We start from the raw sequence: 9,622 nt of genomic DNA, 5'->3' as shown, positions 1-9,622 counted from the left end.
CACCTCAGCCGCGCGCCGCGCTCTGGACGCACTGTCGGACCCGGTGGGCGCGGCGCGCGGCTGAGGTGGCGGCGGGGGTGGTCGGCTGAGGTCGGGGCCGGTGTGCCCGGTTCGGGCCGGGACCGGGCTGGCCGGCTGCTCCCGGCTGCATCGACGCCCGCGTCCAGCGCCCGGTGTGTCCCTCACCCCTCGCGGTGGCGGGGCGCGCGCGCCTCAGGACGCCGGGGGCCTCGTCCTGGCCGACTCGACGCGCACCAGCGCGGCCATGCCGCCGTCACCGAAGCTCGCCTCGGTCAAGTCCAGGTCGGGCTGCCGGACCGCCAGCTCCTCCCAGGCCCGCAGGTGTCGGGTCTGGATCGCGTCCAGGGCGAGGACGACCTCGTGCAGGTGGCGCTGGTAGAGGTCGCGGTGACGATCGACCAGCGTGGACACCAACTCGCTGCGCCTGTCCATGCTGGTGACATTCGACGAGTGCAGGCTCGTACGGTACTCGATGAGCGCCTCGGGGACGACCGACACGTGGCCGCCCTCGTCGAGGAGGGAGAGGAAGAAGTCCCAGTCCTCGAAACCCTCGCGCATGGTCTCCTCGTAGCCGCCTGCGCGCGCCCAGGCGCTGCGGCGCAGGAGCACGGCGGCAGGACAGGCGTTGCGCGCCAGGAAGTCCACCGCCGCACCACCCGACGGCCGCACCAGGGCATGGGCGAGGCCGAACATGCGCATCCAGCTGGAGGCGCCCACGGCATCCGGGTCCTCGTCCAGGACGGCCGAGGTGCGCTCCAGGAAGGTCGGGGCGATCCTGTCGTCCCCGTCCAGGACCATCACCCGGTCGCAGGGGCAGTGCCCGATGCCGCGGTTGCGCGCTGCGGAGACCCCCGCGTTGGACTGCTGGAGCACCTCGACGTCAGGCGAGGTGTCGAGCCGGGCCAGGATCTCCAGGGAGTCGGGGTCCCGGGACCCGTCGTCGACCACGATGATCCGGTCGGGTTGCCTGGTCTGGGCGCGTGCGGAGGCGACAGCCTCCTCCACCATGTCCGCCTGGTCGTGGGCAGTGATGACGACTCCGATTGTGGTCACGGGACGAGCCTATGTGCCCAACCCGGGGTACAACGGGCGCACGGCGCGTGACGCCAGCGGTCTCAGGCCACCGACGCGACGTGCGAGAGGTCGACGTCGAGGACCTCCCGCTCCCCGTCGACCTCGGCCACGAGCAGGAGTGAGTCGGGGAGTCCGCCCGCACGGTGCACACGGACGGTGTGGGTGGCGGACGAACGCCACGGGAGCCAGTGCTCCGTGCACACCAGGTCACGGTCGAAGGGGTCACCGTTGCGGTCGGCGTCCATCGAGGTCTCGAAGCCACCGAAGCCGAAGGAATCGGGAGACTCGCGTGCGAGGAAGTCGAGGAACCGCACCCGCACCGGACGGAGCCCCGTGTTGCGAAGGCGTACGGGAATGTCGACGTCTCCGCCGCCCAGCCACCGCTGCTCGGTGGCCACTGCCCTCACTGCCATGGGTGCTCCTCCCGGGATGGGTCCAACTGTGGGCGATGGGCGGGGTCGTGCGCAAGACGACGGGCGTGGCTGCGTGGCGGTGCGGTGCCCACGGCCAGGGCGACGGGGGCTGCCATGGCAGCGGGAGCGGTCAGGTGCACCTCATGGTCAGTCGTGTCCCGCCGGGCGTCCGTCGGACGAGGGCGCGTCAGGCGTGGTTGCCCGGGTCCTGATCCGGGTTCCGGTCGTGGTCCGCGTCCGTGTCCGGGTGCGGGACGGGGATGGAGTCGTGGTCGGCAGGAGACGGGGACGCGAGTGCATCCACCTTCTGCTCGAGGCGTTCGATCTGTTCCTGCAGCAGTGCCACCTGCCGTCTGGTGGCCGCCTGCTCGTCGGCGGACTCGTCAGCGACCCGGGAGACGATCCAGGACGCAAGGGTGGCTGTCACGACACCGATGACGGCGATCCCGCCGATCATGAGGACCACCGCCACCATTCTGGCTCTTCGTCATTCAGCGTGGTTTGGTTGTCCTTTCCTGACCGGCTTGGGGGGTTGGCGGTAGGGGCGTTGTCCGGAGGCTGAGGCGAGGATCCGCTGCCTGTAGTTCTCGAAGTTGCGGAATCCGCGGGCGATGCGTCGGGTGGTCTCGATGACGTTGTTGATGGCCTCGGTAGGGCCGGCATTCGAGCGGTCGGTGTGCCAGTAGGCGAGGATCTCCCTCTTCCAGGACTTCAAGGTGCGCCCCAGCCTGGCGACTTCGGGGATGGGACAGTCCTTGAGGGCATCGATGAGGGTGACCATGTCGTGGGAGTCGCTCTGCTGGTAGGCGGCGATGAGTTTCTGGTAGATCGTCCAGGTGATGGTGACCTCCCAGTTCGGGTCGCCTTCTTGGAGGAGGGCATCCAGCTTGGTCGCCATCTTCTCGGTGAGGTGGCTGGCCCCGGTGAGGAGAAGTCTCCGAGCCCGATACAAGGGGTCTTTGGCGTGTCCCCTGCGCCCCAGGGTGTCTTGCTGGACTCGGCGACGCACCTCGTCGAGGGCCTGACTGGCCAGCTTTGTCACGTGGAAGATGTCGACGACCATGTCCGCCTCTTTCAGGGTCGCTGAGATGGCGTTGGCGTAACCGCGGTAGGGGTCGATGGCAGCGATGCGGATCTTGCTCGTGAACTCCTTGCCTTGGGAGGCCAACCAGTCCTCGGCGACCGCTCCCGAGCGCCCGACCTGGACGTCCAGGAGCCTCGCGAAGGGCTTCGTCTTCCCGTCCTTGTCTCTCTTCGGTCTGGTGTGGTCCACCACCCCGGTGATCATCCGATTCTTGTGGGGCCCGGAATGACGCCACACATGCTCGTCCAGCCCCAAGGCTTCCACGCTGGCCTGGTCGCTGAGCTCCTTCAGGCGCTGCTCCAGGGGCCCCTCGATGGCTTTCCACAGGGTGTGCCACCCCACCTGGAGGTCCCGGGCCAGGGCGGAGACGGCGACATCTCGGGTGAGGAGCTGGTCAACGGCCCACGTGATGGCTCGGGTCGTGAAGTGCTTGCGAGGCGGAGCCAACTGCGTCTCCTCCCCCCAAGAGATCTGAGGGCAGGAGTGTTGTCGGCACCTCCAGGTGCGCCTGGACCACACGAGGAGGACGGGGACCCCGAAGACTCCGGTGTCGTGGAGGAGACGTTGTTGGCGACCATCCGCCACGGCTTGGACCCCGCAGGAGGGGCAGAACACCTCCCCAGGGTCGGTCTCGACGTGGACACGCATGCCCGCAGGTGAGCGATCCACACGCGTGACGTGGAAGCCGGGAAGGTCAGTGATTGCGTCGGCCAGGCAGCAGTATCCGGGATGAGTGCAGGTAGTGTGGAACACGGTCGGGGTCTTCTTCGAACGGGTGAGTCTGAACGCTTCCCATTCAAGAAGGCCCCGACCCCTCACACCAGCACCGACACACCACTCTCAGCGCTTCAAACCGCTCAGGCCAGCCTCACCAAACCACGCTGAATGACGAAGAGCCACCATTCTCCCCGTGGCGGTGACGGGAGTGAGATCGCCGTAGCCCACGGTGGTGACGGTGACGAATGCCCACCACAGGGCCTGGGGGAAGGTGGTGATGGTCGAGTCCGGGGCTCCGCGCTCGGAGTCGAGGACCGCCAGGGCACCGACGTAGGTGATGAGACAGGCGGAGATCGCGGTGTAGAGGGCGATCCGTCCCCTCAACCCGCCACCCGAGGCACGTTGGAGGACTCCGACCAGGGCGACCAGACGGAGGAGCCGGAGCGGACGCAGCAACGGGAGTGCGACGACGGCGAGATCCAGGAGGTGGTGGGTGAAGAAGTGCCAACGATCCTGGGACAGGGCCAGTCGGATGACGTAGTCGAGGGCGAAGAGCGCCCACGTCACGTTGATGACGAGTTCAGCGGCCCTGCGCGCCGGACCCTGGAGGTTGGCGATGACCTCCCAGGAGTACGCCACCAGGAACACGACGGCGGCGATGGTCAGGGGCCACTCGGTCGCCGTCGTCCACGTGATCAGACGCTGCCGTCGTGCCGGAGTCCTCGCCTGATCCACACCGGGAAGAGTACCCGCGCCCTGGGAGGCAGGTGACACCCGGAGGCGGCGAGGCCGCTGGACCCGTGGATCGCCCTGCGACGGAGTCACGGGCCACGTCCTCGTACGGGTTCGGCCACGGGGCCTCGTGGACGTGTGGGTCGGGGAGCGTTCTTCCGGTCCCAGCCAGTCCCGTACCAGGCCGGGTCTGGGGCCATGGCTGACCATTGGGCCGACTGCACGACGGCAGGTGGAGGGGAGACCGTTGCAGACACTGGTGCCCCGAGTCGGGCTTGAACCGACGACCGACGGATTATGAGTCCGCTGCTCTGACCGACTGAGCTATCGGGGCGAACCAATGCTAGCGGGTGCGGGTACGCGATCGAGTCACCGCGCTGCCGTCCTCGGCGGAAGGTCGCGACCCATCGGGGCGGCAGGGGTCAGGACCCGGGGCCGGGCGCAGGGACAGGCTGCGGGAGCCGCCCTCGTGCGCGATCCGCGGACCCCGTCCCCACTACGCTGGTCACCATGGCAACGCGCACTGTTCCCGACAACCTGACCGGCTTCCTCCCGCGCAGCGATCGCCGCGCCTCCGCAGAGGAGCTGACGGACGGCCGCTGGCTGGTCGCCGGCAAGTACGCCGTGATCCTGGTGGGGGAGGGCGGTGTGGAGGACTCGGGCATGTGGTACGAGGTCCAGAACTCTCGTTGGGACTCCGGGACGCGTGACCTGACGGTCGCCTGGGTCGACCCGGGACGCCCGCCACTGGTCGTGAGGACCCGCTCCACCGACCCCGGCACCTTCATGGCCGACGTCTCCGTGAAGGTCAACCACTCCCTGGTGGTCCAGAAGGCGGCGCGCACCGACGCGGGCACGACGGTGGTCGCTGCGGTCAGGCGGCGCGACGACGGTCAGCTCTTCTCCACACTGGTCGCCGACGGGCCACTCGACGAGGGCGGGCGACAGCTGGCCGACGCACTCGAGCGTGAGGTTCGCGACGGGGTGGGCCTGGACTGACCGGTGTCGGCCGGTGTGCTGGTCGTCGGGGTGTGCTGCTGCCCACATCTGACCTGCTCGGGCGCCATTGTGAGTCGACCGCCACGTCCCGCTGATTTGCCGGGTGTGCCCGTGGCTCGCTAACATCGTCCACGCACGACATTCCGGCGTAGCTCAACGGCAGAGCATCCGACTGTTAATCGGACGGTTACTGGTTCGAATCCAGTCGCCGGAGCAAGAGGTGAGAGGGCCTGCCCCCAGGGGGCAGGCCCTCTTGCCGTATTCCGGCGTAGCTCAACGGCTGAGCATCCGACTGTTAATCGGGCGGTTACTGGTTCGAATCCACTTGCGGGAGCAAGAGGTGAGAGGGCCTGCCCCCGAGGGGGCAGGCCCTCATGCCGTGTCGGAAGGTTGTCGGCGTGTGCACCGAGGCGTTCGAGTGATGCGCTCCCGGTCTCACCGTGGTGGCATCGGGTTCCTGGACCCTTGGCTCGTGGTCGCGTGGCTCGTGGGCCCACGCCACCTCGTGCTCAGGCCCAGGCTGTGCCACCCATGCGGAAGGGATCCCGTCCCCAGCCGCGACGGCGGCCGTACTGCTTCCGACCGCGCGGGGAGCGCTCGTCCTCGGCTGCCTCGCGAGTACGACGACCGGGCCGCTCGCGGGGCTCGTCGCCCTCGTCGAGGCGGTTGCGACCACGCTCCTTGCGCTCGCCGTCCCAGGGGGAGTCCTCCCTGTCCCAGCGGGGTCCGCCCTCGCGATTTCCTCTGCCCTCCCTGCGGCGGGGGTCCTCGCCGCGCCGGTGACCGCCGCCACGCGGTCCGTGGGGTCCGGGCTCTCCGTCGGCGTCGATGAGTGCCTGGGAGACCTTCCCGGCCAGGCGTGCCAGCTCGGCGCGCTCGGCGTCGTCGAGTGCGTCGAAAGGGTCGTCCTCGTTCGCGCCGGAGCGAGCAGCCTCCTCGGCCGCCCCCCGTCCCTCGGCGGTCAGACTGACCAGCGTGGAGCGACGATCGTTCTCGTCACGCTGTCGCGAGACGAGGCCGGCGTGCTCGAGCTTCCCCAGCAGCTCGCTGAGCGACTGGGGGCGCACACCCAGCAGGTAGGCGAGGTCCTTCTGTCCCAGTGGCTCGCGCAGGGCGAGCAGTGCGAGGACCCGGCCCTGCCCGACGCGGGCGCTGCGTCCGTGCCTTCCGGAGCGGGTGATGTGCTCATGGCGCATGAGCAGGCGTCCCAACCTCATGACGGATCGGGAGAGGGAGTCGGCGTCCGGAGTCGCCGGGTCGGGTGTCGTCGCCTCGGACCCTGCTGTGGCCGCGTTCTCCGCGGCGGCAGCGTCCGGTTGCTCGGGACCTTCGGGGCTCTCCGGGGGCTCCGGAGCCCGGGTGGTGTCTGGAGGTGCTGGCTGTTCGAAGGTGTCGGGCTCAGGGGCCCGATCGGTGTTCATGTTCTCGTCCATCTCTGGACCTCCTAAGTGTGTAGGTACCTGATTAATATATGTAGGTACCTGACGATCTGTCAAGAGGTACGTGGGAGAGGCGGTACGGCCGGGGGTGCTGCGCATGCCCGCATGCTTGGTCTCGGATCCGCTCCGGAGCATCGACGGTCCACTTCAGGGGCCCAGAAGGGGTATGGAAGCCGGAATGTGCTGTGAGGTCGACCTTGGATGCAGAGAGCCGGCGCGATGGGCGGCCGCCGCAGCGCCCACGGTGCGCGGGCAGCCGCGCTGCGGACCGGAGCGGACTTCGAGGTCAGAACAGCCGTGCGTGTCAGGCTGGGTGTGAGTCACTCCTGTTGAGGAGGAGTGGTTCGATGAGTTTGACGCCGGGGTTTTCGAGTGAGGAGATCAGGGGCTATGTGTGGGAGTACTTGGATTTGCCTCAGGGGAGCAAGGAAGGATGGCTGGAGGGGAAGCCGTTTACGAGGGCGCAGTTTCACCGGTGGAGGAAGGCGTTCATCAGTGGGGACATGGAGCGTGGGCTGGTGCCGAGGTCTTCCAGTAGGGTCTCGGACATGACGAAACGGGCCTTTGATGCGGAGCGGGCGTTGGAAGGTGAGCGCGCCCGCCATGAGAAGGAACTGAAGGCCGTGGAGGTCGCTCATGCGGCGGAGTTGGCGCGTCGCGATGAGCAGATCCGGATGCTTGAGGCAGGCAACCTTGCACTGGGAAAAGCTTTCGGGCTCTTGCAGCAGATACGCGGTCAAGAGCCCGGAGCCAGCAGCGACGCGGAGAGTTCGAGGTGATCCGCCAGGTGATGTTCGACCTGGTGGGGGACTTGAAAGAAGTGGGCCATTCCCAGCGTGAGGCCTTGGAGATGGCGGGAGTGTCTCGGGGAACGTGGCAGTACCGCGACAAGCCTCGCCGGATCCAGCGCGAGCCCATCCCTCAGGCAGATCGTGGGTATCCCTCACGCATCAGCACCCAGGACGAGGAAGAGGTGATGGCCAGGATCACTGCGGCCTGGGCGAAGGGTGAGTCCGTCCAGCAGGCGTTTGCCACCTCCTGGGATGAGGGCGTGTACCTGGGGAGTCGACGCCAGTGGTACCGCATCGCCAACCGGATCAAGGACCAACAGGCACGCCCCAAGATTCCCACGAAGCGTCGAGGCTCGAAGCGATCAGCACCGATTGTGGAGGCTCACGCTGCTGGCGAGGTGTGGGTGTGGGACATCTCGGACGTCAAGGGGGCCTTCGTGGGCTGCGTGTTCAAGGCCTACAGCGTCCAAGACCTTTACTCCCGAAAGATCGTGGCTCACCGCGTCGCCTCCCGCCAGAGCGACGTGATCGCCCGGGACATGATGAGAGAAGCATTCAACACTCATGGCGCACCGAAGGTCCTGCACTCCGACAATGGGGCTGCGATGAAGTCTGAGCGGATGCGGCGCCTGTGTGGTGACCACGATGTGGCGATGTCCTTCAACCGCCCCAGTGTCTCCAATGACAACCCGTTCAAGGAGAGCGAGTTCCGGACCATGAAGTACCGGCCCTCCTACCCCGGAATGTTCGAGGATCTCCCCGCAGCCCAGCATTGGGTGGGTGAATACGTGGACTGGTTCAACAATGCCCACCACCATTCCAGTCTGGCGCTGCACACTCCAGGATCCGTCTACGACGGCACCTGGACACAGATCCAGGACCGCCGCGTCCAGGCACTGGACACCTACTACGCCCACCACCGCGACCGCCACCGCAAGCCACCCATCCCACCCACGCTACCCAACGTGGTCGGCATCAACTTGCACCACAAGCCAGAAGTACCAGACAACCAATCAGCAGCCAGCTGACACACCCAGTGACTCACCACAGCTTGACACCGCGCGCAGAGCGGACTTCGAGGTCGGAACAGAGCGGACTTCGAGGTCAGAACTGAGCGGACTTCGCCGAGATGGGGTGGGGTGGGGTCAGTCGGTGGCGGTGCCGGGCAGGGGTCCGGGGATCGTGTCACCGGAGGCGAGCCATGTCGCCAGGTCGTCGGTGACCAGGTCGACACCCTGCCTGCGCACCGGCTCCGACGCGGAGGTGAACAGGTTCAGGTCCGCGCTCAGCACCAGGGAGTCCAGGGTGGGGACATCGGAGGTGGAGAGCCTGCAGCGTTCCTCGCGGGTGTCGGCCACGCCGGCGTCCAGCATCGCGCTGGCGCGGGCCAGCAGGCGGTCCGCACGCTCGGAGGCGTCGTCGATGGTCTGGTCGACCACCTGGGCGCGCGGGAGCATCTGGGCCACGCAGTCCCAGGTGCGCACGGCGGCGGAGAGCTCTGCGGACTCCTGCACGTCCTGGGAGAGCGCGGGGGCAGCCGTGTCCCCGGACTGCTGACCCGAGGCGTCGGAGTCCCCCTCGCTTCCGGTGGCGTCCTCCGAATCGCCGGACTCGCCGTCATCCGTGCCGGTGCCCGCCCAGTCGCTGCCGGTGCCCGCCCAGCCGCCGCCCAGCAGGTCCGCCCCGGACTGGGCCCCGTCCAGGAGGTCCTCCAACCCCCAGCCCCCGCCCTCCGTGCCGGACTGGTCCAGGAGCTCGGCCAGACGCGAGTCGAGCACGCTCACCTTTCCCATGCCGCCGGCGAGATCGAGGTCGTAGGTGTCGGCCAGGCGTTGCGCGGAGGCCAGTCGTCCCAGGGCGGCGGATGCGAGCAGGCGCGCGTCGGGCCCCTCGATGTCGGCGTCGGTGGCCGCGACGAGGTCCCGGCGCGCCGACAGCGCCATCCACGTCGCGAACTCGCCCACCTCGACGGGTGCATCCGCCACAGCTGCCGGTGCCTGTGCGCCCTCGGGGACCGTCCCGTTCCAGGGGTCCCACACACCTCCCAGCGCCTCCAGGCGTGCCGAGGAGTCCGAGGCGATCCCGTCCAGCACCTTCTGACAGGGCTCACACGTGGTGGCCTTGGCCGACAGGGACGTCGCCCGGGCCCGGGCCGCCGACTCCGAGCGGGCGGCCATGTCACGCAGTGCGGCCACACCCGTGAGTTCGGGCAGCGCACCGGGGGAGGCCTCGAAGCGGAGGCCGCACCCGGACAGGGACACGGCCGTGCACACCGCGACCAGGCCGGCAAGGGCCGCCCTCGTACGTCGGGACGCCCCTGCGGAGGGGAGGGGACGCGGGGACACGCGGCGG

10 protein-coding genes and 3 tRNA genes are annotated in these 9,622 nt (G+C 68.4%); 5 read left to right on the top strand and 8 right to left on the bottom strand.

Translation table 11 applies throughout. From position 1 onward, the window contains the following. Nucleotides 1-213: 213 nt before the first annotated feature. The 6 genes from BQ9890_RS06120 to BQ9890_RS06095 form a co-directional block, all read right to left on the bottom strand. Complete coding sequence (locus BQ9890_RS06120; protein ID WP_075890145.1) at nucleotides 214-1,074, bottom strand: glycosyltransferase family A protein; 861 nt, start codon at nucleotides 1,072-1,074, stop codon at nucleotides 214-216. 62 nt (nucleotides 1,075-1,136) lie between these two features. Continuing rightward, the gene (locus BQ9890_RS06115; protein WP_075890143.1) at nucleotides 1,137-1,508 is read right to left on the bottom strand and encodes a hypothetical protein; all 372 of its coding nucleotides are present in this window, start codon (nucleotides 1,506-1,508) and stop codon (nucleotides 1,137-1,139) included. A gap of 187 nt (nucleotides 1,509-1,695) precedes the next feature. Further along, complete coding sequence (locus tag BQ9890_RS06110; RefSeq protein ID WP_143226257.1) at nucleotides 1,696-1,974, bottom strand: LapA family protein; 279 nt, start codon at nucleotides 1,972-1,974, stop codon at nucleotides 1,696-1,698. Nucleotides 1,975-1,995: 21 nt separating this feature from the next. Next, nucleotides 1,996-3,240 carry an ISL3 family transposase gene (locus tag BQ9890_RS06105; protein WP_075890139.1) on the bottom strand — a complete coding sequence of 415 codons (1,245 nt, stop codon included), beginning with the start codon at nucleotides 3,238-3,240 and terminating at the stop codon, nucleotides 1,996-1,998. 192 nt (nucleotides 3,241-3,432) lie between these two features. Further along, nucleotides 3,433-4,044 (bottom strand): potassium channel family protein, encoded by a 612-nt coding sequence (locus tag BQ9890_RS06100; protein WP_075890137.1) that lies wholly within the window; start codon nucleotides 4,042-4,044, stop codon nucleotides 3,433-3,435. Nucleotides 4,045-4,298: 254 nt separating this feature from the next. Continuing rightward, nucleotides 4,299-4,375, bottom strand: a tRNA-Ile gene (locus BQ9890_RS06095). Between the two features lie 176 nt (nucleotides 4,376-4,551). Here BQ9890_RS06095 and BQ9890_RS06090 point away from each other — a divergent pair. The 3 genes from BQ9890_RS06090 to BQ9890_RS06080 all read left to right on the top strand — a co-directional run bounded on the left by BQ9890_RS06090 (nucleotide 4,552) and on the right by BQ9890_RS06080 (nucleotide 5,374). Beyond that, nucleotides 4,552-5,040 carry a hypothetical protein gene (locus tag BQ9890_RS06090; RefSeq protein ID WP_075890135.1) on the top strand — a complete coding sequence of 163 codons (489 nt, stop codon included), beginning with the start codon at nucleotides 4,552-4,554 and terminating at the stop codon, nucleotides 5,038-5,040. Nucleotides 5,041-5,182: 142 nt separating this feature from the next. Next, nucleotides 5,183-5,254: transfer RNA gene (locus BQ9890_RS06085), tRNA-Asn, on the top strand. A 48-nt stretch (nucleotides 5,255-5,302) separates the two neighbouring features. Then, a tRNA-Asn gene (locus BQ9890_RS06080) sits at nucleotides 5,303-5,374 on the top strand. Between the two features lie 175 nt (nucleotides 5,375-5,549). Here the strand turns inward: BQ9890_RS06080 and BQ9890_RS06075 are convergent. Further along, nucleotides 5,550-6,473, bottom strand: a complete 924-nt coding sequence (locus tag BQ9890_RS06075) for a MarR family transcriptional regulator (protein ID WP_075890133.1) — start codon at nucleotides 6,471-6,473, stop codon at nucleotides 5,550-5,552. Between the two features lie 353 nt (nucleotides 6,474-6,826). Here BQ9890_RS06075 and BQ9890_RS06070 point away from each other — a divergent pair, with 353 nt between their 5' ends. Together BQ9890_RS06070 and BQ9890_RS06065 are read left to right on the top strand one after the other, a co-directional pair. Further along, complete coding sequence (locus tag BQ9890_RS06070; RefSeq protein ID WP_075890131.1) at nucleotides 6,827-7,258, top strand: hypothetical protein; 432 nt, start codon at nucleotides 6,827-6,829, stop codon at nucleotides 7,256-7,258. After that, nucleotides 7,255-8,298, top strand: a complete 1,044-nt coding sequence (locus tag BQ9890_RS06065; protein WP_143226256.1) for a DDE-type integrase/transposase/recombinase — start codon at nucleotides 7,255-7,257, stop codon at nucleotides 8,296-8,298. Before BQ9890_RS06070 ends, BQ9890_RS06065 begins: the two co-directional genes overlap by 4 nt. 117 nt (nucleotides 8,299-8,415) lie before the next feature. On the opposite strand, the gene BQ9890_RS06060 is transcribed toward BQ9890_RS06065, so the two are convergent. After that, on the bottom strand, nucleotides 8,416-9,622 hold a 1,207-nt coding region (locus BQ9890_RS06060; RefSeq protein ID WP_195907634.1), incomplete at its 5' end, for a hypothetical protein.

The sequence above is a fragment of the Actinomyces provencensis genome (genome assembly GCF_900155435.1).
Lineage (GTDB): Bacteria > Actinomycetota > Actinomycetes > Actinomycetales > Actinomycetaceae > Pauljensenia > Pauljensenia provencensis.
The sequence above is the reverse complement of the archived record's forward strand: the minus strand, read 5'-3'. Positions and strand labels throughout refer to the sequence as shown.

Bases quoted from the DNA above. Each gene is read 5' to 3' on its own strand.
- BQ9890_RS06115 (WP_075890143.1), bottom strand. From the start codon at position 1,508: ATGGCAGTGAGGGCAGTGGCCACCGAGCAGCGGTGGCTGGGCGGCGGA.
- BQ9890_RS06105 (WP_075890139.1), bottom strand. From the start codon at position 3,240: ATGCGTGTCCACGTCGAGACCGACCCTGGGGAGGTGTTCTGCCCCTCC.
- BQ9890_RS06090 (WP_075890135.1), top strand. From the start codon at position 4,552: ATGGCAACGCGCACTGTTCCCGACAACCTGACCGGCTTCCTCCCGCGC.
- BQ9890_RS06075 (WP_075890133.1), bottom strand. From the start codon at position 6,473: ATGGACGAGAACATGAACACCGATCGGGCCCCTGAGCCCGACACCTTC.
- BQ9890_RS06070 (WP_075890131.1), top strand. From the start codon at position 6,827: ATGAGTTTGACGCCGGGGTTTTCGAGTGAGGAGATCAGGGGCTATGTG.